At 61.5% G+C, this 19,769-nt stretch carries 20 protein-coding genes; 11 read left to right on the top strand and 9 right to left on the bottom strand.

The genetic code is table 11. From position 1 onward, the window contains the following. Positions 1 to 64: 64 nt before the first annotated feature. Entirely contained in the window at positions 65 to 1,528 is a 1,464-nt protein-coding gene (locus GWC77_RS18745) for a DHA2 family efflux MFS transporter permease subunit (RefSeq protein WP_173259466.1), read from the bottom strand. Positions 1,529 to 1,944: 416 nt separating this feature from the next. Between GWC77_RS18745 and GWC77_RS18740 the strand changes: the two genes are divergently transcribed. From GWC77_RS18740 to GWC77_RS18715, 6 genes are all read left to right on the top strand, one after another. After that, positions 1,945 to 2,514, top strand: coding sequence for an RNA polymerase sigma factor (locus tag GWC77_RS18740; RefSeq protein WP_173259465.1), 570 nt, complete (start codon positions 1,945 to 1,947; stop codon positions 2,512 to 2,514). 58 nt (positions 2,515 to 2,572) lie between these two features. Next, positions 2,573 to 3,406 carry an anti-sigma factor gene (locus GWC77_RS18735; RefSeq protein ID WP_173259463.1) on the top strand — a complete coding sequence of 278 codons (834 nt, stop codon included), beginning with the start codon at positions 2,573 to 2,575 and terminating at the stop codon, positions 3,404 to 3,406. A gap of 266 nt (positions 3,407 to 3,672) precedes the next feature. Further along, positions 3,673 to 3,891 carry a hypothetical protein gene (locus GWC77_RS18730; protein WP_173259461.1) on the top strand — a complete coding sequence of 73 codons (219 nt, stop codon included), beginning with the start codon at positions 3,673 to 3,675 and terminating at the stop codon, positions 3,889 to 3,891. Positions 3,892 to 4,049: 158 nt separating this feature from the next. Continuing rightward, positions 4,050 to 4,397, top strand: coding sequence for a DUF4399 domain-containing protein (locus GWC77_RS18725; RefSeq protein ID WP_254367034.1), 348 nt, complete (start codon positions 4,050 to 4,052; stop codon positions 4,395 to 4,397). Positions 4,398 to 4,642: 245 nt separating this feature from the next. Continuing rightward, positions 4,643 to 6,007 carry an MFS transporter gene (locus GWC77_RS18720; protein WP_173259457.1) on the top strand — a complete coding sequence of 455 codons (1,365 nt, stop codon included), beginning with the start codon at positions 4,643 to 4,645 and terminating at the stop codon, positions 6,005 to 6,007. 65 nt (positions 6,008 to 6,072) lie between these two features. After that, positions 6,073 to 6,945, top strand: coding sequence for a helix-turn-helix domain-containing protein (locus GWC77_RS18715; protein ID WP_173259455.1), 873 nt, complete (start codon positions 6,073 to 6,075; stop codon positions 6,943 to 6,945). A 63-nt stretch (positions 6,946 to 7,008) separates the two neighbouring features. Here the strand turns inward: GWC77_RS18715 and infA are convergent, their stop codons facing one another. Then, positions 7,009 to 7,275: a translation initiation factor IF-1 gene (gene infA / locus GWC77_RS18710; protein ID WP_173259454.1), complete on the bottom strand. Its 267-nt coding sequence runs from the start codon at positions 7,273 to 7,275 to the stop codon at positions 7,009 to 7,011. Positions 7,276 to 7,409: 134 nt separating this feature from the next. After that, positions 7,410 to 7,613, bottom strand: a complete 204-nt coding sequence (locus tag GWC77_RS18705; RefSeq protein WP_173259452.1) for a cold-shock protein — start codon at positions 7,611 to 7,613, stop codon at positions 7,410 to 7,412. A gap of 314 nt (positions 7,614 to 7,927) precedes the next feature. On the opposite strand from GWC77_RS18705, the gene GWC77_RS18700 reads away from it, so the two are divergent. Continuing rightward, positions 7,928 to 8,248, top strand: a complete 321-nt coding sequence (locus GWC77_RS18700) for a pyrimidine/purine nucleoside phosphorylase (RefSeq protein WP_173259450.1) — start codon at positions 7,928 to 7,930, stop codon at positions 8,246 to 8,248. Positions 8,249 to 8,301: 53 nt separating this feature from the next. Here GWC77_RS18700 and GWC77_RS18695 read toward each other — a convergent pair whose 3' ends face one another. From GWC77_RS18695 to GWC77_RS18680, 4 genes are all read right to left on the bottom strand, one after another. Continuing rightward, the gene (locus tag GWC77_RS18695; protein ID WP_173259449.1) at positions 8,302 to 10,260 is read right to left on the bottom strand and encodes a beta-galactosidase; all 1,959 of its coding nucleotides are present in this window, start codon (positions 10,258 to 10,260) and stop codon (positions 8,302 to 8,304) included. A 54-nt stretch (positions 10,261 to 10,314) separates the two neighbouring features. After that, positions 10,315 to 11,166, bottom strand: coding sequence for a carbohydrate ABC transporter permease (locus GWC77_RS18690; protein WP_173259447.1), 852 nt, complete (start codon positions 11,164 to 11,166; stop codon positions 10,315 to 10,317). Between the two features lie 30 nt (positions 11,167 to 11,196). Continuing rightward, the gene (locus tag GWC77_RS18685) at positions 11,197 to 12,114 is read right to left on the bottom strand and encodes a carbohydrate ABC transporter permease (RefSeq protein WP_173259445.1); all 918 of its coding nucleotides are present in this window, start codon (positions 12,112 to 12,114) and stop codon (positions 11,197 to 11,199) included. 63 nt (positions 12,115 to 12,177) lie between these two features. Next, a complete protein-coding gene (locus tag GWC77_RS18680) occupies positions 12,178 to 13,419 on the bottom strand; it encodes an ABC transporter substrate-binding protein (RefSeq protein WP_173259443.1) in 1,242 nt (413 codons plus the stop codon). A 251-nt stretch (positions 13,420 to 13,670) separates the two neighbouring features. Here GWC77_RS18680 and GWC77_RS18675 point away from each other — a divergent pair, with 251 nt between their 5' ends. After that, on the top strand, positions 13,671 to 14,726 hold the full coding sequence (locus GWC77_RS18675; protein WP_173259441.1) for a LacI family DNA-binding transcriptional regulator: 1,056 nt from the start codon (positions 13,671 to 13,673) through the stop codon (positions 14,724 to 14,726). Positions 14,727 to 14,779: 53 nt separating this feature from the next. Here the strand turns inward: GWC77_RS18675 and GWC77_RS18670 are convergent, their stop codons facing one another. Continuing rightward, positions 14,780 to 15,205 (bottom strand): DUF1801 domain-containing protein, encoded by a 426-nt coding sequence (locus tag GWC77_RS18670; RefSeq protein ID WP_173259439.1) that lies wholly within the window; start codon positions 15,203 to 15,205, stop codon positions 14,780 to 14,782. Between the two features lie 36 nt (positions 15,206 to 15,241). Next, entirely contained in the window at positions 15,242 to 16,426 is a 1,185-nt protein-coding gene (locus GWC77_RS18665; protein ID WP_173259437.1) for an acyltransferase, read from the bottom strand. A gap of 223 nt (positions 16,427 to 16,649) precedes the next feature. On the opposite strand from GWC77_RS18665, the gene GWC77_RS18660 reads away from it, so the two are divergent. From GWC77_RS18660 to GWC77_RS18655, 3 genes are all read left to right on the top strand, one after another. Then, the gene (locus tag GWC77_RS18660) at positions 16,650 to 17,957 is read left to right on the top strand and encodes an L-histidine N(alpha)-methyltransferase (protein WP_173259435.1); all 1,308 of its coding nucleotides are present in this window, start codon (positions 16,650 to 16,652) and stop codon (positions 17,955 to 17,957) included. Positions 17,958 to 18,192: 235 nt separating this feature from the next. Next, the gene (locus tag GWC77_RS30115; protein ID WP_302181374.1) at positions 18,193 to 18,318 is read left to right on the top strand and encodes a hypothetical protein; all 126 of its coding nucleotides are present in this window, start codon (positions 18,193 to 18,195) and stop codon (positions 18,316 to 18,318) included. Between the two features lie 777 nt (positions 18,319 to 19,095). Next, on the top strand, positions 19,096 to 19,752 hold the full coding sequence (locus GWC77_RS18655; RefSeq protein WP_173259493.1) for a response regulator transcription factor: 657 nt from the start codon (positions 19,096 to 19,098) through the stop codon (positions 19,750 to 19,752). Positions 19,753 to 19,769 lie beyond the last annotated feature (17 nt).

Below are 19,769 nucleotides of genomic sequence, written 5' to 3'. Positions count from 1 at the left end.
CGACCTGTCGCTCGGCGATGCGTGAATGCGCTTCGAACCGCGTCGCTGGATGAGCGCCGTGGCGTTAGCGGCTTTCGCTGGAAACGGATTGCGCGGTCTCGTCCGGACGAGCTACCGCTTCATGGGGCCGCGTCCGCACGAACGCGCCGGCCAACACCGCGGCGATCGTGGCGGCAATCGCGCCGAGCAGGAACGCGAGATGGTAACCGCCGTTGAGCGCGCGATCGAGGTCCGCCCCCGCCGCAGCAAGCCGATCGCTGCGCGCAGCCGCCAGGCTGGCGAGAATTGCCAACCCCAGCGCGCCGCCCATCATGAACGATGTGTTGACCACGCCGGAGGCCAGACCCGACTCGTCAGGCGCCACGTCGCTCATGGCGGCCAGCAAAACCGGGTTGAACGCCACGCCGGCACCGAGGCCCAGCAGGATCATGCCTGGCAGCACGTGTAACGCAAAGCTGCCGTCCACGGGTGCCCGCGCAAACGACGCAAGGCCGAGCGCCGCAACGAGAAGGCCCACGCACAACGGGGCGCGAATACCGAAGCGCATCACGAGTTTCGCCGATAGCCCGAGCGAAAAGACGGCCATGATGATGTTTGCTGGCAGGAACGCCAGGCCGACTTTCATGGCGCTGTAGTCGAGCACGCGCTGCAGGTAAAGCGCGGAGATGAAGAACCACGCGAACATCGCTGCGGCCCACAGCACCCCCACCACGTTGGCGGTCGCTACGTTGCGCAGGGCGAACATGCGAAGCGGCATGAGCGGATGCGACACGCGCGATTCGACGACCAGGAAAACGAGCATGAGCGCGATGGCGGCGCCGAGTTGAGCAAGCGTCGGTACCGACGTCCAGCCCGCTTCGTTGCCATGCACGATCGCATAGACGGCGAACATCAGCGATGTCGTGACGGTGAGCGCGCCGGCTACATCGAGCTTGGCGCGCTCAGCCAGCGGCTTGGCGCGCGGCAGCAGCGCCAGGCATGCTACGTAGACCCCGACACCGATCGGGACGTTGACCAGAAATATCCAGTGCCAACTGAGCATGCTCGTCAGGAGGCCGCCAAGCAGCACGCCGATACTGCCGCCGCTTGCGCAGACGAAGCCATAGACACCCATCGCTTTCGCCCGATCGCCTGGCGAGGTGAACAGATTCATGATCAGAGACAGCGAGACCGCGGAGACCACCGCTCCGGCCACACCTTGCACCGCGCGCGCAGCGATCAGCAGGCCTTGCGAATAAGCGAGCCCGCAGCCGGTGGACGCCAGCGTGAAAAGCGCGATGCCGAGGAGGAACAGCCTCCGGTGCCCGAACAGATCGCCGAGGCGGCCGCCCAACAGCAGAAAACCGCCGAACGTGAGCATGTAGGCATTGACCACCCATACGAGCGACGTTTCGGTGAACCCGAGATCCGCGCGGATGGACGGCAGGGCGACGTTCACGATGGTCGTATCGAGTACGATCATCAGCACGCCGAAACAGAGCAGGATCAGCGCGAGCCAACGCCTGCGTTCGTCGATGCCATGTTCCATGAGCCACTCCTCTCCTATTCGCGATTGCTTTTGGGGTGATGTCCATATCGCTGACTCGGCGGCGGCGACAGTGGGGACCGTGGCCGCCGCGCCATTCGACGCGAGCAATGATAAATGGTCGGGGCATTCTTCCGCGCCGAACTAAGCGGGTGCCAATCCGCCACTACGGTTTTTAGTAGACATCGGCAATATTTGAATGGGCGGGGCGTGCGTGCTTCGCTTTTCCGTAGTTCCGCTTCTGGTTTGCGTAGATCATGGGGCCGCTAACGTGACACACTGCGGATGGGACTGCAGTGTCCGATGACGATGGCCGGCATCGGGCGGTGCCTGGCTGGCAAGTATCCTGGTGAGCGTATCCCGACGGCCGCAGGAGCAGCGACTTCAACGACGTGCTTCAGGTAAAACGGTGCAAATCGATGAATCAGGTGGACGATCTAGCGGAAATTTTACCGAGCCTGTTGCCGCGATTGTGGCGGTTCGGACTGCGGCTTGCCCGTAACAAGGAGGACGCCGAAGATCTGGTCCAGCGTGCTTGCGTGCGTGCGCTCGAGCGGCGACACCAATTGCAGCCGGGTACGTCGGCGCTGAGCTGGACGTTTTCGATCATGCATTCCGTTTGGTTGAATGAAGTGCGGGCGCGCCAGATTCGCAGCCGCGCCAGTCTCGAATGGAGCGAGGAGTTGGTCGATACCGTTGCGACCCCGGCCGGTTCCAATCCCGAGCTGAAAGTGCTGTATTGGGAAATCATGAAAGCGGTGGACGAATTGCCGGATGCGCAGCGCGTGGTGATGTTGCTTGTTGCCAGCGAAGGACTAAGCTACCAGGAAGCGGCGGATACACTTGGCATTCCGATCGGGACCGTCATGAGCCGGCTTGCCCGCGCCCGGCTTACGATCGGGCAGCGTTTTCACAACGACGGTCGCCGGGCGGTCCGCAGTCCCGCCAGCCGGGAAGCCGGCAATATGCGCGATCCGAGGGTGGTATGACGTTCGCGGAAATAGAATGCGTGGGGTTGGCGCAAACGATGACAGGAGAGCCTCAATCATGAGCGTCGACGAGATCGTGCTGATGGAGTATGTCGACGGCACGGCCAGTCCTGAAGTGCGGGCCGAGGTCGAGGCCGCGCTCGAAAAGTCGCCCGATCTGGCCGAGCAGCTTGTCATCATGCGCGCTTCCGCTTTGCCGTTTCAGGCTGCGTTCGAACATCAAGCGCTGCCCGACGTCCCGGCGCAGCTTCGCGCGAACGTCGAGCAGCTGGCCTCGAAAGCTCCGCGTGGCCGCCAACGCATGATGCTGCCGTGGCTCGCCGTCGCGTTCGTTGCCGGTGCATTCAGCGCGGGTATCGTGTTCAGATACCTTCCGCCGGTCACGACTGGCTCGCTGCTGGCCGCCGCCGATATCGGCGATTCGCAAGTTTCACCATGGGTCAAAGCCGTCGTCGATTATCAGGTGCTGTACTCGCGCAAGACGCTCGCCGATCTCGTTACGGACCGCAATGCCACCGCGCGGACGGTGGATCAGATTCGCCGCGTCGACGGTATGCCGACGCTCAGCATTCCCGATCTGCGCGCGGCCGGTCTGACGTTCAAACGCGTACAGCGATTGAACTATGCGGGCCAACCGCTGGTGCAGATCGTTTATCTGCCCGAGCGGGGCGATCCCGTCGCGCTGTGCGCGATTGCCGAAACAGGACCCGACGAGCCGGCGCATGCGGAGAAGGTGGGCGGCATGGATGCCATCACCTGGCGGCGCGATCGTCTCGCGTATGTCCTCGTTGCAAAAAACGACAGCGTCGATCTCGAGCGGCTCGGCACGCAGATCGCACAAGGTCGTTCTCCGGAGTTGGCGCCTCAGCTCTACGGGAGTGCCGGCGTGTAAGAGCCCGGTAACGGTGACACTGAGCGGGCGTCGGTTCTTGCGATAGCTCCGTTGCCGTGTCGATCCCGACAACAAACCTTCCTGCACTTCCTGCACAAAGGCCCGCAGCGATGCGCATAGCGCACGCTCGCCCATGCGCGCTTTCGTAGTCGCGGAATAAAGCCGGCGGCGGCGGTGTTTTGCAAGTACGCAGCAACGTCATGCGTTCGGTTTGCAGCGGCGAGCGACAGACATACGGATGCTGCTTGCCGATAGGAGGGCGCCAAATGAATACGCTCGAGATGGCCCGCGCGGCGGGATTCGTCGTTTTGCTCGACGGGAAGATCGGTAGGGAAACCTATCATTCCGTAACCGGATCGGTGTTAGCGCTCGAGCGATTCCAGGCGCTGTGCCGCGGCGGAGGCAATATCGTCGACGGCGGCGATGCCGCGATCGCATTCGGTCCAGACGCCGCACGGGATGCTCACAAAACATCTCTCGTGTGAAATTGCCCCGTACGCTGACTATGGGGTATCCGTGCGCGATTCGAATGTGCGCCGATTTACGTAGTTTTCATCCTTTCCAGGAGCTAGTCCCCATGATTCGACGATGCGCAAAGCTTCTTCTCAACTTGGCGATATACGCGAGCGTGTCCGCCGGCTCGATGAGCGCGCAGGCGGCCGCGGGCGTCAGTTTTGTCGAGCCTGCCGATGGCGCGACAGTGAGCAATCCCGTGCGCGTCAAATTCGCTGTCAGCGGAATGCGCGTCGCGCCCGCGGGCGAGTTGATCGTTGGGGCGGGGCATCACCATGTCCTCGTCGACGGCAAGCCGCTTGCGAAAGGAGACGTGATACCTGCGAACGATCACGCCATTCATTATGGTAAAGGTCAAACCGAGGCCGAACTGACGCTGCCGCCGGGCGACCATACGCTCACGTTGCAGTTCGCCGATGGCGCACATCGATCATATGGACCGGACTGGAGTCAGACGATCAAGGTCCACGTGAAGTAAAACCGCACCCTCGGGCGCCGACGAGGTTCATATTGAACCCGGCGCCCGGCCGACTCATCGGGAAATCCCTCGATATTGGAATAGTCCAATTTTTTTGGATCTTTTTGCAAGTCGGCTGCGTGCCTTCCTTCTACAATGGCTCGACCACACTGGCCGGGCCCATTCGACGGATCGCATCAGGACTGCCTGACGCGCAGCTTCGTCATCCCGGTCAGAAAACATAAGACGAGACAAGGAGGAGGACGATGACTGCTACCCACGCCGTCGACATTCAGGATTTCATCAACGCTCGGCGCTTTTCGAAGTTCCAGTGGCTGATTTTTTCGATGTGTTTCGTCATCGTGCTGCTCGACGGCTTCGATACCGCCTCGATCGGCTTCATCGCCCCTTCGCTGCTTGGCGAATGGCATCTGACGAAGCCCGCCCTTGCGCCAGTCTTGAGCGCCGCATTGTTCGGTCTGGCGTTCGGCGCGATCGTGGCCGGCCCCTTGTCCGACCGGCTTGGCCGACGCAAGCTATTGATCGGCTCCGTCGCCATCTTCGGCACGGCCTGCTTGATGTCGGCCTTTGCCGGTGACCTGAGCCAATTGACGATCCTGCGGTTCATAACCGGCATCGGCCTCGGGGCTGCCATGCCGAACGCGGTCACCATGATGAGCGAGTATTGCCCCGATTCGCGGCGCTCGACACTGACCAACCTCATGTTCTGCGGCTTCCCCTTAGGCGCGGCGTTGGGCGGCTTCCTGGCCGCCTGGATCATTCCGCATTTCGGCTGGCGCAGCGTGCTCGTCCTGGGCGGCGTCGTGCCGCTGGCGCTCTTGCTGGTCATGGCCGCTGCTTTGCCGGAATCTGTCCGCTTCATGGTGCTGCGCGCGCAATCGAAGGACAAGATTCGCGCCGCACTGCGGCGCATTTCGCCGGATGCCGACGCGATCCATGACTTCACGTTGGGCGAGGTGGCTCCCGCGCATCGCGGCAATGGGATCGGCGTTGTACTGTCCCGTTCGTACGTCTTCGGCTCCATCATGCTGTGGATCGCCTATTTCATGGGTCTCGTGATTTTCTATGCCGCAATCAATTGGATGCCGATCCTGCTCAAGGATGCAGGGCTTGCGCCGCAGCGAGCCACGCTGATCTCCGCATTGTTCCCGCTCGGTGGCATCGGTGCCGTGCTGTCAGGCGCGCTGATGGATCGGCGCAACGGAAACCGGATCGTCGCTGCCTGCTTTGCATTGACGGCCGTCAGCGTCTTCATGATCGGGCAGACGGCCGGCAATATCGGCGGCCTCGTGCTGTTGGTATTCGTCGCGGGTGTGTTGATGAATACGGCTCAATCGTCGCTGCCGGCGCTCGCGGCTGCCTTCTATCCGACCGCCGGACGCGGTACCGGCGTTGCGTGGATGCTGGGCATCGGCCGATTCGGCGGAATCGCCGGCTCTTTTCTCGTAGCCGAGCTGACACGTCTGCACTTCAGCTTTGCGGGCATCTTCGCAGTCTTGGCCGTGGGCGGCATCATTTCCGCCGTGGCGCTGCTCGTGAAGCAGGCAGTCCATCCTCAACAAGGCAGCAAGGGTCGGAGCGGCGATCGCGCGCAGGCGCTCGCGCATTGATCGATCGGACCTTCGAAAACAGACGCAACGGGCGCGGGGCCGACGCCGTCGGACGCGATCAGGCAATGAAGCATTCGAGCTTGCACGACATTCCGATCTTCAAGCTCTATGGCGAAGGTCGTGACTGGCGCACGCCGGACCTGCTTCACTGCGAGTCGATCCCGGAGCGCAGCAGCCTGTATGACTGGGAGATTCGCGAGCACCGTCATTCCGACCTCGCGCAACTTCTCTACGTCCGCAGAGGAACGGCTCTGATCGATATCGAAGGCGAGCGCACGGAAATCAAGCGGCCAGCGATCCAGATCGTGCCGCCGCTATGCGTGCATGGCTTCACGTTCAGTCCGGACGTAGATGGATTCGTCATCACGATCGCAGCTCCGCTCGTGAGCTGGCTTCAGGAACAGATCGACTCGCCGCGCCTCGTCCTACAGCACCCCGCCTGCTATCCGGTCGGCGCGGATCGGAAATACCTCGACACGCTCTGCGCGGCATTGAACCGCGAATACGGCAACCCGGCGCCTTCGCGGGATCTGCTGCTTCGCTCGCTCGTGAGCGCATTGATTGTGTGGGTCAGCCGCCAGGATCATCAGCGCGAGGTGGCCAACGAAAGGTTGGATCGCGGACATACCCATCTGAAGGCGTTCTCGAAACTGCTCGAGAAGCACTATCGCGAGCAATTGCCGATCAGCGAGTATGCGTCGTCGCTGGGCATCACGGCTGTCCATCTGAATGCGGTGTGTCAGCGCCTGGCCGGCCAGAGTGCGCTTTCGATCGTGCATCAGCGGCTGTTGCTCGAGGCCAAGCGGAATCTGATCTATACGACGCTGAGCGTGAGTCAGATCGCCGATTTGCTCGGGTTCTCCGAACCCGCGTACTTTACGCGTTTCTTCAGGCGCCTGACAGGCACCACGCCGAGCGGATTCAGAAAGGGCAGCTAAGTCGCGTCACCCGTTGCACCCCGATGGCGATGGACATGCCAGGCCAATTTGTATTTCGACGCGTCAGCGTCGGGCAAACCGGCTCCGGGGGGCGCTGCCCGAGCTCCGTTCGTCTTTGTGCCGGAAATTGATGCGTCCTTTGGTCAGGTCGTAGACCGACAATTCGAGGCGGACGCGATCGCCCGCAAGGATGCGGATATGGTGCCGGCGCATGCGACCCGAGGCGTACGCCCCGACTACTGCACCGTTTTCGAGTGTGACGCGAAATCTGCTATCGGGCAGCACTTCGTCCACCACACCGTCGAGTTCGAGCAATTCTTCTTTTGCCAAATCCATTTCTCCGTGAGTGAGCCACCGCGAAAGCGATGACGCGCCGAATCCCGGTCCCTTGCGGGAAACGGGTTCGGCAAGTTTTTGCGCGCGATTTGGCGGGCGCAGAGGGTGCTGTGAAGCACCCTGCCTATTTACAGAGGCGAGATGTTCGAGGCTTGCATGCCTTTGGGGCCACGCTTCGTCTCGAAGCTGACCTTTTGGCCTTCGGCGAGCGTTTTGAAACCATCGCCGCGAATTTCCGAGAAATGCGCGAAGAGATCATCGCCGCCGTTGTCAGGCGTGATGAAGCCAAAACCCTTGCTGTCGTTGAACCACTTGACGGTACCGGTATCCATAAAAGTTCTCCTGATAATGGACAAATGTAGAGATGCGTCGCGAAATCGACGCGGGGAAAAGAATCAAGGAGGGAGAGGACAACGAATACCGCGTTCCGCGGTCAATGATGAACAGCAATCACGCTTCTTGAAGACTTCGGCCCTCACCCTACGCTTGACGTTTGCCTCTGTCAAGGTATTTCGCTGAACGCCGAGCGCCGTATCGTATCATTGCCGTCGTGCGCGCTGGCGGTAAAGCGGCGCAACTCCGGCCGTTGGGCGTGATCGTCATGCCGCGGCGGCTCATACGCTTATAACGCCAAGAGGAAAGTCCCATGACGGCTGCAACGCAATTCGATCAAGTTTCCATCGTCAAACGAGCCAACGTTTACTTCGACGGCAAATGCGTGTCGCACACGGTGCTGTTCGCGGACGGCTCGCGCAAGACGCTCGGCGTCATTTTGCCCGGCACGCTCAACTTCGGTACCGATGCGCCCGAACTCATGGAGGTGCAGGCAGGCCAGTGCCGCATTCGTCTCGAAGGAAGCGACGAGTGGAAGACATACGGGGCGGGCCAATCGTTCTCCGTACCGGGCAAGAGCCGCTTCGATATCGAGGTGATCGAAACGCTCGACTATATCTGCAGTTACCTCTGACATTCCGATATGCCGCGAGCGATAAGGCAACCGCTTCTTGCTTACCGCACGGCTCATTCTTCAAGCCATGCGGCCACGTCCACTGGCCCGACGATGGGGCCCCCCAGCACGAACTTCGCGCCGGGCGGCGCCGGGACCGGGTGCGGCTCGGCCCCATAGTTGATGGCGAAGCGCAGCGGGCCGCGCCTGCGCAGCCGCAGGCCTTCGGGCAACGCCGCTGCGTCGAGGCCGGCCCCGCGCGCGCAGTGCATCATCAAGGCACCCAGCAGCGCACGATCGAATCCGGCTGTCGCAAACGTCACCCGGCCGTGGCGAAGGATGGCGGGCAGACCATCGTCGAAGCGCGCGATCGTCTCCGTTTGCTCACCGGGTTCCGCATGGTCTCGCCATCGCAGTGCCGATCCGGTGACGCCGTCGAAGCGCAGCGTCGGGCGCACCGAGGGCCGCAACGACTCGGAGGCAACGATGCGCATCGGCAGCACCTCCTGAAGTTTGCCCGGTGGTAACTGCGGCACGATCGAAAACGTCTCGGACTTCGCGCCGGTGCGCGGTCCAAAGAGCCAGTGGTTCGATCCTTTGCGAATCTGTTCGACGACGTGCCCGGGCAGAATCGGCAGCGTCGGTGCGACGACGAGCGCATAGCCGCTGACATCGGTGCTTGCCGACACGATATCGACATCGAGCCCGCATTCACGCAGTGCGCAATACCACTCGAACACCAGATGCTGATAGTCGATGTCGACGCCGTGCCGCTGCGTCGCGATGACCCAATCGGCCTCATAGTCGAATAGCAGCGCAACATGGGCTTTTGCGCTGCTTTGACCGAGCGAAGCGGCGAGCTGGCGTAGCTCCGCGCCGACTTGCTCGACTTCACCGCCGCCCGCCGAGAGCGCATCGTCAGGTGTATGGAGGCCGGAATGCATCTGCTCCTGCGCGTACGGACACTGCCGCCAGCGGAAGTAAGACACGAGCTCGGCGCCATGCGCGAACGCCTCCCACGTCCAAAGCCGCACGATGCCAGGTTCGGGTACCGGGTTCCACGGTGCCCAGTTGACGGGGCCCGCCTGCTGCTCCATGACCCACATGCGCCCGTTGCCCACACCGCGGTAGAGATCGTGGCTGAATGCGGAAACGTCGGGATGTCCGGTGCGTGCCCAGCGGTGCTTGTCGGCCTCTGGAAGCGGCAGTACTTCGGTGCGCGGTACCGGATAGCTGTCCCACGCAGCTACGTCGAGTCCGTGACGTGCGAATACGTAATGATCGAATGCGGCGTAAAAACCCATGAAGTTGTGGAGCACATCGCGTCCAGGCGAATGCGCGCGGATCAGCCTGGCTTGCAACGCATGAAAGCTCGCGACTTCGTCGGATTGAAAGCGTCGGAAATCGAGCACATGGGCGGGGTTGGCATCGGTCGGGGTTCGGACCGGCAGTTCGATCTCTTCGAAGCTGCGGTATTCCATGCTCCAGAAAACGTTGCCCCACGCCACGTTCAGTGCGCCGATGTTTTCATAGCGCGCGGCGAGCCAGCGTCGAAAGCCAAGCAATGCGGCGCGCGTATAGGAGGGCAGCGTATCGTGGCAGCCGATTTCATTATCGGTTTGCCACGCGACGACAGCGGGATGCGCGCCGTAACGGCGCACCATCTCGCCGACGATCCGCGCACAGTGATCGCGATAGATTGGGCTCGAAATGTCATAGTGACGTCGCGACCCGAACTGCATCGTGGTGCCGTCGCTTGCAACCGGAAGTATCTCGGGATGCAGGTCGACGAGCCACTTGGGCGGCGCCGCGGTCGGTGTGCCGATGACAAGCGTCAACCCGTGGCGTGCCAGCGTCGCGATGGCATTGTCGAGCCAAGCCCATTCATAGCGACCCGGCTCCGGCTCGATCCGGCTCCATGCGAATTCCGCGATGCGAACACGTGCGATGCCCATCTCCGCCATTCGGCGCGCATCGATTTCCCACTTATGCTCGGGCCAATGTTCCGGGTAGTAACAGACGCCAAGCTGCATTGAGCGTTCCTCGATTCGTTTGTGAAAAATGGTCGACGCGCAGCTGGCGTTGCGCTAACCCTTCGTTGCGCCGAACGTCAGGCCGGCAACGAAGTGTTTCTGCATGGCGAAGAACATCAGGACGGACGGCAGGGCGGCGAGCACCGAGCCGGCCGAGACGAGATTCCACGCGGTGGTCCACTGCCCCCTGAGCGCTGCCACGCCGACGGTAATGGGCGCTGCCTCGTCGCCTTGTGTGAGGCAGAGCGCCCAGAAGTAGTCGTTCCAGACGAAGGTAAAGACCAGAATGGCGAGCGCGGCGAGCGCCGGCCGCACGAGCGGCAGCACGACGCGTGCGAAGATCGTCCACTCGCTCGCTCCTTCGATGCGCGCGGCCTCGATGAGTTCGTATGGAAGCTCGCGGATGAAATTGCGCAGAAACAGTGTGCAAAAGCCCGTCTGGAACGCGGCGTGGAAAATGACGAGCGCCCAGACCGTGTTGTAGAGATTGAGTCCGAGCATCAATTCGCGCACGGGAATCATCAAGATCTGAATCGGCACGAAGTTGCCGGCGACGAATATGCCGAGCAGCACCGCATTTCCCCTGAAGCGGTAGCTGGCCAGCGCATGACCGGCCATCGAGGCAAGCGCGATCGAAATCGCCATGGCCGGCAGTGTGATCAGGCAGCTATTCCAGAAGTAATGCAGCATTGGCGTCTGCGTGAGTGCCGTGCCGTAATTCTCGAAGAGCGCGAAGTGTCTGGGCCACGTCCAGTAGTGGCCTGCCAGCAACTCGTCGGTAGAGCGCACGGAGGTGACGAGTACGGCGAGCAGCGGCACGAGCCATAACAGGAGCGCGACAGGCAGCGAGACGCAATAGAGCAGGCGCGGTACGGGCCGCCACCGGGCGACAGGCATCGGATACATCGAATGCTCCCCAGGATCTGTTCAGGATGTTCAGGAATCGGTCCGCACGAGGCGGCGCAATTGCCATGCGATATAGACGAGCATGATCGCGAACAGCACCACCGCGATCGCGGCCGAATAGCCCTCGCGGTAGTACTTGATCGCTTGGTCGTACATGAAATAGGCGAGCACCGTCGAGCTGTCGAACGGACCGCCGCCGCTCATCACCGAAATGAGATCGAAGCTGCGCAGCGCGCCGATGACGGTCAGCACGAACGCCATGAACGTGGCGGGACGCAACTGCGGCAGGATCACATGCCAAAGCAATGCCCAGCCGCCCGCGCCCTCCATGCGGGCCGCTTCGACGATCTCGGGATTGATGGCCGTGAGTCCAGTCAGATAGAGGATCATGCAGAACGGAATTTGTGGCCAAAGCGCGGCGAAGACGATGCCGAAGGTCACGTAGCGCGGATCGCCGAGGACCGGGATACCGTGACCGACGATGAGCTTCAACAAGCCGAACGTCGGGTCGTAGAACCAGGAAAAGACGAGACCCACCACGACGCCGGGCAGCACGAACGGAGCGAAGAACAACGACTTCACGAGGCGGATGCCGGTGACGTTCTGATTCAGGTAAAGCGCGAGGACCAATCCGGCGGGCGGGGCAAGCAGAAACAGCGCGAGCCAGGTCAGATTGTTCTTGAGGGCGGTGTAGAACGTGTCCGATGCGATTAGCTCCCGATAGTTGTCGAGACCTGCGAATGTCTTCGCGGTCATGCCGTCCCAGTGATGAAAGCTGAGGACGATACTGCTCGCGATCGGATAGATGACGAACACCGTAAAGAGAGCGAGGCCCGGAAGCAGGAAGCAGAGTGCCGCGCGCGTGCGCCGCTTGACGAGCGGCGACCGATTGTTCGTCGCCGGCCGCGCTGCGCGCCGCGACGCTCGTGGAGTAATGGAAATGGACATCGATCGAAACTCCTGCGTGCAGGGCGGGCGCAGCAGCGAGCACCGGCCCCGCGATCGCACCGCCTACTTCTTGTAGATCCGCTTACGCGTGGACTCGAGGCGCTGCAAAATCGCATCGAGCTGCGTGGGATCGGAGAAGAACTGCTGCATCGCCTTCATGCCCTCGTCGGCCATTTCCTTCGTCATGTCGCGATCGTAGAACTGCGCGATGCCGCCGGGGGTACTCGAAAGGGTCTGGAAACCGACCTTCGATATCGGGTCCTGCGGCTCGGGGGCCTTGTTGTTGGACGGCAACGTTCCCCAGCCCTTCGCGAGTTCGCCGTTGATCTCCGGTTGGCCCATGAACGCGATGAGGCGCCGAGCATCGGTTTTGTTTTTTGCCTTGGCAGGGACGATCAGCACATTGACGGGACCGTCCTCGGCCAACGGAACCGAAGCATCGATGACGGGGAAGCGGAAGTAACCCATTTCCTGGCGCGTCGCCGAGGGCAATGCGGCCGAGAAGAACGTGCCCATCAGCATCATCGCGGCCCGCCCGTTTACGAGCATCGGGCTGATCGAATCGACATCGTAGGAGAGCGCGTTCTCGATGAAGTACTTGTCGTCGATGAGCGTTTTCCATGCTTCATAGACATGCTTCACGCGCGGGTCCGTATATGCGATGTCGCCCGCCATCAGTTGCTGGTGGAATGCGTAGCCGTTGATGCGCAGGTCGAGATAGTCGAACCAGGCGGCAAGGGTCCACGAATCGCGCGCCGGCACCGCGATCGGCGCGATACCGGCGGCCTTCAGCTTCCTGCAGTCGTCCAGGAACTGCTGCCAAGTCGCAGGTTCACCGGAAATACCGGCCTTATGGAACAGGTCCTTGCGGTAGAAGAACCCATATGCGTCGTATCCGAGGGGCACGCTGTACTGCTTGCCGGCGTAAGTCGACGATGACTTCACCGAAGCGTAAGTCTGGTTCCAGCCGTTCTTTTGCCAATCGCTGCTCAAGTCTTCGAGCAGGCTGCGCCGTGCAAAATAGGCCATCCGTTCGCCGTTGTGCCAACTGAGCACATCGGGCGGATCAGTGGCGAGCCAGCCCGACATCTGCACCTTGTAAGCCTCTTCTCCGACATAGCTGATCTTAAGATCGACATCGGGATTGGCCTTCTTGAACTGATCGAATGCGTTTTGCCAGGTGGCGCGCTGATTGCCGCGCGCGGATACCGTGATATTCAGCGTTCCTGACCAGGCCGAAGATGCCGCTGCAAAAGTCGCGCAGCTCAGAGAGGCCAGCGCGAGTGCGCGCACGTTGAGTTTCATCGTTGTCTCCATTGTTTGTGTAGTGCAAACGGCTGTTCCGGGCGGTCCGAGATTTAAGCGCTTAAATTTTTATCGCCAGGTTGCCGTGGTCGGTCGTACCATGTGGTCTCCTATGAAGGGGGTGCTTCTGATGGGACGGAAGTTAGCGCACAGAATCCTGTCGCGCAACGTTTGGGAGTGCGTCCCACCATCTGGGAAAACGAGCTCGGGCAACGGGCGGCGCCTGACCGCTTGAATCGGGGGAAAAGAATTTGGTCACACTTGCCGAAGTGGCGCGGCGAGCGAAGGTAACGGGGGCCACCGTTTCCAACGTATTACGCAATCCTCACAAGGTGAAGCCGGAAACGGTGGAGCGGGTGCTTGCGGCCATCCGCGAGCTCGGTTATCGGCCGAACCTGACGGCCCGCGCGCTCGCGAGCGGCCGTACGTCGACGCTCGCGCTGATGCTTTCGAACATCACGAACCCGTTTTACCCGGAGTTCGTGCGCGCGGCGGAACGCGAAGCGCGTAAGCGCGGCCACTTTCTGCTCGTATGCAACACGGATGACGATCCTGCCATTACGCGGGCCTATCTGGAGCAGATCGCAGGTTCGCTCGCGGCCGGGGTCATCGTCATGAACACGGATCTGAGCGAGCGCGAACTGACGGAGATTGCGGGTAAGAGGGCGGCGGTCGTGCTCTGCATGTGGGAGCATGTCCGCGCTTCGCGCGCGTTGCCTTGCGTCACTATCGATTTTGCGGCGGCCGGCGCACTTGCGGCCGCGCATCTGTCGGAGCTCGGACACCGCAAGTTCGGTGCGCTGGTCGGCGCGGGCTCGGGCGGCCCGCAGACGGTGAGGCTTCGCGGATTTACCGATGCGCTCACGAAACACGGCCATGGCGAAAACGCAGTTGCCGTCGCGCATGCGCACGATTCGATCGAGAGCGGCTACGAGGCGGCCACGAAACTGTTGCGTTCCGACCGAACCTTGACGTCGATCTTCGCGACGAACGACCTGATGGCCATCGGCGCAATGCAGGCGGCCGCGGATCTCGGCAAACGCGTGCCCGAGGATCTATCGATCATCGGATTCACCGATATTGCGCTTGCCCATCAATTCCGCCCGGCGTTGACTACCGTGCGGTTGCCCACAGCGGAGATCGCCGCGCGCTCGATAGCGCTCGCGCTCGAGATGGTGGAAGGTGCGAGGCCGGCTCGCGCCGTGCATGTCGTGCCTGGAATGGAACTGGTCGTGCGCGAATCGACAGGGCGCACGCCGCCGTTGCGGCCGAGGCGAACGCAGCCCCGCTCGCAAAAGCCGAGATAAATTTTCTTGCCGCTATGGCTGCAGGGCGATTCGACGGCTTTGGATCGACGACTTCATGCCGCTTTGCTTTTCGGTGTCTTCGTTTCCGCATCCGCAGGCGTCTTCCGGCTCTTCTTCAAGGCCGTTCGGTTATAGACGATCGCTGCGCGCACGAGATTTTTAAACGCGCGCTTGTTTATCTTGTCGCCTTCGAAAAAATCGATCGCTCGTCTTGCGTTGCCTTCGAGCCCCGCGTTGAAGAGCTTATCCGGATCGGGCATGTGCGCGCCGTGCAGAAAAGTGACCTTCACTTTCCCTTTGTGGGCGTTGGCGACGGCAATCATCCCATCGCAGTACCAGACGGGGCTTCCCATCCACTTCCATTCCTCGACGATGTGCGGATCGGCTTCGAGAATGGCCGCACGGAGCTCGGCGAAGGTCTTGCCGCGCCAGTCCGTGAGGCCTGCGATTAGTTCGTCGATGCGTTCTGAAGGATTCATCCGGTCTCCTCGATGCGATGCGCGCCGTCGCGCAGTCTACTCCAGCCGGCGCGATGGCGCAGCGCCGAAGCCGAACCGCATGTCGATCTGCTGGAGGAGCGTGCGCGCGAGCTCGGATGCGCCGCGTTGAATGAGCGTATCGGTGACACGCGATAGTGCATACGAGGCTGCCACCGCGGCCGCGAGGGTAAGCATGAAGACGGCCAGCGACATCCACGATCCATGCGTGGCAAGGAAGGCCGAATCCCGGAAAACGTACATCGCCGCGAATGGGAAGATGAAATGCCAGAGATAGACGCCGTAGCTTTCGCGCCCAATGGCATCGGCGACACGGGCAGGCAGCGACCGGTCGGCCCGCGAGCAGCATGCAAGCAACAAGGCGGCGGCTCCGCATGCCGCGACGATGGGCGCCAATTCGTGCGCGAGTCCCAGCCAGACGCCAAGGACGGCGGTGCCCGCGCCGCAGAGGATCGAAACGAACAGTGCGACGGCCATGCCACGGCGGCTCAATTGCACTTGCCCAACGAGATATGGGCCGAACAGATTCCAGCACCAGAAACCCACGAGAAAACACGGTACTTGGACCGGAGGCCAGAAATAGAAGAACGTGTTGTTTTGAACGCTGCATTCGAGGCGGCCGCCGCATGCGCCGGTAATAAGAGACGCTGCGCAAGCGGACAAGAGCAGCACGCTCAGCGCCGTCAGCCGAGAACGCGAGCCGCCTGTACAGAAGAAGACGAGCGGCGCGATCAGATAGAACAGCATCTCCACTCCGATCGACCATCCGCCCGGGACGACGTTGTTGATGGCCGAATTGGACAGTGCGTGAACGAAGAACAGGTTCAGCAGGATGTCAGAGGTGTCGTGGGGCCCGAGAATCGAGGCGTGATCGGCCTGAAACGTGTAGGTGTACCAACTCATCAGGCCATATCCGACGATTGCGACGTAGTAGAGCGGAGCGATGCGGAAAAACCGTTTGACGTAAAAACGCAAGACGATCTGACCGGTGCTTGCATATCGTGCACGTTCGGTCTCCAGCGTCATGAAGATCGTAACGGCGCTGATCACGAAGAAAAGCTGTACTCCATATTGGCCCATACGGGCGACGATTTTCGCCCAATGCGGCAGATGAGGAAATTGAAACGACAAGTGAACTGCGACGACTGAAACGACGGCAATGGCCCGACCGCAGTCGAGACCCGGTACTCTTTTTCGATCCATCCACTCTCCTTGCATCGGCTCGAGCTGTTGTTTGCATGACAAGACAGCTCTGGGTCGCCGGTCTTCGAGGCGTTTATAGGTGCATTGAGTAGTGTTCGGTTCAGGATCGCGCGAAAGTTCCCCTCGTTCTCGCGCGCATACCTGCAGAGGAAGTTCGCATGCGGGGGTATGACGCCACGAGGTGCGCACGCCATGCCATTAGTTCGCGCACCGAGCGACAAGCATGTCTCGAATGGACGAGGATTTCGCACCGGGTGAATGCAGTCCGCTATACGCGAGCACGCGATACGCTGTTGTGCTCGACGCGGCGGCAACCGAACTTCCATTTACGAAATGGCGCGACGCGATGACACCGAGTCCCGGATGGTTAGATCATGCAGTCGTTCCCTGCTTCCACCATCATGATCCGGTGTTACCGGGCGGCCCCGGTAGCGGAACCTCGGGAGGCAGCGCAAGCGCGCGAAAGCCATCCACCGTCAATGCCGCACTCGATGCGCTGCGCACTCCGGGGGTGGCCGATGGCGCGTCGGCGTCTTTCAAGGCCGGAGCCGGTAGCGATGATCAGTCATTGTCCGGGCGTGCGGGGGATAGCGTCGACGCATTGAGACGGCGTATAGCCGATTCGATCGTGTACCGCGATGGCATCCACGTCCTTCCGGTCAACGTCGCGTATTTGACTCCCGCAGGCGCCGAAAAGTGGGTGGTAGCGTCCAAAGATCCGAAGTACGCGTTGCCTCGAGCGGAACTCGCACTCGTCAAGGCCTTCGTTGAGGAATGGGACGGACACATCGGCGCGATTCGGGAGTTCGGGCCGGGAGATGGGTGCAAGGCGGCGGAGATTATCAAGAGCTTCGGTCAGCCAGCGCCGGAATACACGGGAGTAGACGTGAACCCCGCGTTGTTGGAAAAAGCGAAAAGTACGCTTTCGGCGCTCCAACGAGCTCGGCCAGAATTGAAATTGAAATTCGATTCGCTCGATCTGGAGGATCCTCATTCGATCGGTGAGGCGCAACGTCCCGTCCCCCACCGCGACGGGTTGACGGTGGGAATGCTGTTGGGCCAAACGCTTGGTAATCCAGACCATCCAGCGATCATGTTGAAAAACATTCAGTCGCGCTTGCCGCTCGATGGCCGGCTTCTCGTGGGCGTGGCGCTCATTCCTGAACAAGAGGCTGCAATGGAAAGGACACTGGTCGGATATCGAGCCACGGCCTATCAAGAGCACATCCTTGCTTCAGTCAAGCAGCTTGGCTTGGCCCATGCCGGCCGGTTGCAGATCGTTTGGGACGCCGAGCGTCATAGCGTGGTGGGCTACTTCAAGTTCGATCGCAACGTGAAGGTCCCGGGAACACAGCTCGAGTTCGCGCGAGGCGATCGCATGCAGGTTTTCTATTCGCATCGGTTCACGGAGGGCGAAATGACGGCACTCCTCAACAGCACCGGATTCGACGATGTGCGGATCAAGAAATCCGAATCGTTTCCCTACGCAGTCATCGGCGCTCGAGTGGCCGGCGATGCGCGAGCGGCATAAACGCCGCGGTCGATAAGCGGAGCCGATGCGGTTGCCGCAGCTTACTCATGCGGAAATTCCCGCGCTGCGGACGGTGCCGCAGTACAAACCCTGTCATACGTCCGTTTCTCGTGCTCATCCAGGCGAAGACTTACTCCATCCCCTCGTAGAATGGCGCGGGCTCGGGACAGTGCGTACGCTTCGATACATGCTCCACGCGTTCTTGCAACGAGCATCGATTTTTCGGAGAACCACGATGTCTCGGCTGAACACATGGCTTTTGATGGGCAGCAACGCCTACGCCGAATATACCTACGTGCCATGGCTCGGCAAGAACGTCTATCGCCGCACCGTCGATCTGCGTTACGTCACATTGCTTTGACCGTTCCAGCGCGGCGCGCAACCTGATTGCCGCCGCGTCTTTTTTCCCACACCCGCTGCACCGAGCGAGGCGCCGCCAAAGAAGCGGCGAAGCGCCGGCAGCGCTTCCGCGTTTACCGGTTCATCCAGGAAGAGAAGGGAAATCCGCCGCATCGCAGCGTTGAGCCGCGCGGGGCAACCGCGAGCGCTCAGCGCGCCTCGCGTTCGTCTGACGATTCGTGCGTCGTGGGTTCAGTCGCTCGGATCGTCGAGCATGGCAAACATGCGTGCCGCGTCCGATTCCTTGCGCAACATGCATTGACGCGATTTCTCGATCGCCCGCACGATGCGCGTGCGGCCGGGGCCGCGCGTCGCACGCGACGCGCATAACGACGATCGCCCACCGAGCCGGCATCGTGCCCGAAATCGTTCCGCTCTGACCGCCATGGTTGTCCACCGCAAAGACGCATTGACGAATCCGCCCGGCATCGCGCGCGGCGGACATGCCGCGCTCATCCGGATCGGGCTCCCGGGCGCTATGCCTGACGAGGTGCCGCCCTGCGATCAAAGGTAGGCCACCGCATGCGCGGCGACAACTGTGCGAGAAGACGCCGGGCGCGCACAATCGTTTGATGCGTTCATACTTCGGTATGGCCGGCCCGCCGAGAAGCACGTGCAGTAGCGGCGTATGTGCCGTACGCCTCGTGCGGTACCTTTGGCGCGGCCTATAATGACTGCCGATTCCCGCGTTGCGGCGGCGCCTCGTGCGCCTGATGCGCGCCGGGTGCACGGGGGCCGCATGGTATCCGCTCAGCATTCGACAGTGACGAAGACAGGCGACGATTCCCCCATCGTCTATGTAGTCGACGACGACGAAGGAATGCGCAACGCGTTACGCAATCTATTGCGTTCGGTAGGATTCGCGGTCGAAACGTTCGGATCGGTACGCGATTTCCTCGACTTCAAACGAAAGGCCGTGCCGAGCTGTCTCATTCTCGACGTCAGATTGCCCGGCGAGAGCGGTCTCGCGTTTCAGCAGGATATGAGCCGCAATGGCTTGCGCATGCCTGTCCTGTTCATGTCGGGCCATGGCGACATCGAAATGTCCGTCAAGGCGATGAAGGCCGGCGCGCTCAATTTCTTCCCCAAGCCGTTTCGCGAGCAGGATCTGCTCGATGCAGTCAACGAAGCGCTGGCGCGCGACGGTGAACGGCTCGCCGCCGAACGCTCGCTCGCATCGCTCGGCATGGCTTACGAATCGCTGACGCCGCGGGAACGCGAGGTCATGGCGTTCGTGATCGCCGGCCTGATGAACAAGCAGATTGCCGCTCGAATGAATCTGAGCGAGATCACCGTGAAGATTCACCGTGGCCAGATGATGAAGAAGATGGAAGCGCGTTCGCTGCCGGATCTCGTGCGAAAGGCGCAGGCGCTGGGGGTGGAGCCGCGGCGTTGAGAAGCGTGCGGGAGGCG

The organism is Paraburkholderia sp. NMBU_R16 (genome assembly GCF_013282575.1).
Classification (GTDB): Bacteria; Pseudomonadota; Gammaproteobacteria; order Burkholderiales; family Burkholderiaceae; genus Trinickia.
The sequence above is the reverse complement of the archived record's forward strand: the minus strand, read 5'-3'. Positions and strand labels throughout refer to the sequence as shown.

Coding starts and splice junctions, on each gene's coding strand:
- GWC77_RS30115 (WP_302181374.1), top strand. CDS start 18,193: ATGTCTCGGCTGAACACATGGCTTTTGATGGGCAGCAACGCCTACGCC.
- GWC77_RS18735 (WP_173259463.1), top strand. CDS start 2,573: ATGAGCGTCGACGAGATCGTGCTGATGGAGTATGTCGACGGCACGGCC.
- GWC77_RS18705 (WP_173259452.1), bottom strand. CDS start 7,613: ATGGATACCGGTACCGTCAAGTGGTTCAACGACAGCAAGGGTTTTGGC.
- GWC77_RS18695 (WP_173259449.1), bottom strand. CDS start 10,260: ATGCAGCTTGGCGTCTGTTACTACCCGGAACATTGGCCCGAGCATAAG.
- GWC77_RS18715 (WP_173259455.1), top strand. CDS start 6,073: ATGAAGCATTCGAGCTTGCACGACATTCCGATCTTCAAGCTCTATGGC.
- GWC77_RS18730 (WP_173259461.1), top strand. CDS start 3,673: ATGAATACGCTCGAGATGGCCCGCGCGGCGGGATTCGTCGTTTTGCTC.
- GWC77_RS18655 (WP_173259493.1), top strand. CDS start 19,096: ATGGTATCCGCTCAGCATTCGACAGTGACGAAGACAGGCGACGATTCC.
- GWC77_RS18725 (WP_254367034.1), top strand. CDS start 4,050: ATGAGCGCGCAGGCGGCCGCGGGCGTCAGTTTTGTCGAGCCTGCCGAT.
- GWC77_RS18660 (WP_173259435.1), top strand. CDS start 16,650: ATGTCTCGAATGGACGAGGATTTCGCACCGGGTGAATGCAGTCCGCTA.
- GWC77_RS18745 (WP_173259466.1), bottom strand. CDS start 1,528: ATGGAACATGGCATCGACGAACGCAGGCGTTGGCTCGCGCTGATCCTG.
- GWC77_RS18670 (WP_173259439.1), bottom strand. CDS start 15,205: ATGAATCCTTCAGAACGCATCGACGAACTAATCGCAGGCCTCACGGAC.
- GWC77_RS18740 (WP_173259465.1), top strand. CDS start 1,945: ATGAATCAGGTGGACGATCTAGCGGAAATTTTACCGAGCCTGTTGCCG.
- GWC77_RS18720 (WP_173259457.1), top strand. CDS start 4,643: ATGACTGCTACCCACGCCGTCGACATTCAGGATTTCATCAACGCTCGG.
- GWC77_RS18685 (WP_173259445.1), bottom strand. CDS start 12,114: ATGTCCATTTCCATTACTCCACGAGCGTCGCGGCGCGCAGCGCGGCCG.
- GWC77_RS18665 (WP_173259437.1), bottom strand. CDS start 16,426: ATGGATCGAAAAAGAGTACCGGGTCTCGACTGCGGTCGGGCCATTGCC.
- GWC77_RS18700 (WP_173259450.1), top strand. CDS start 7,928: ATGACGGCTGCAACGCAATTCGATCAAGTTTCCATCGTCAAACGAGCC.
- GWC77_RS18680 (WP_173259443.1), bottom strand. CDS start 13,419: ATGAAACTCAACGTGCGCGCACTCGCGCTGGCCTCTCTGAGCTGCGCG.
- GWC77_RS18690 (WP_173259447.1), bottom strand. CDS start 11,166: ATGTATCCGATGCCTGTCGCCCGGTGGCGGCCCGTACCGCGCCTGCTC.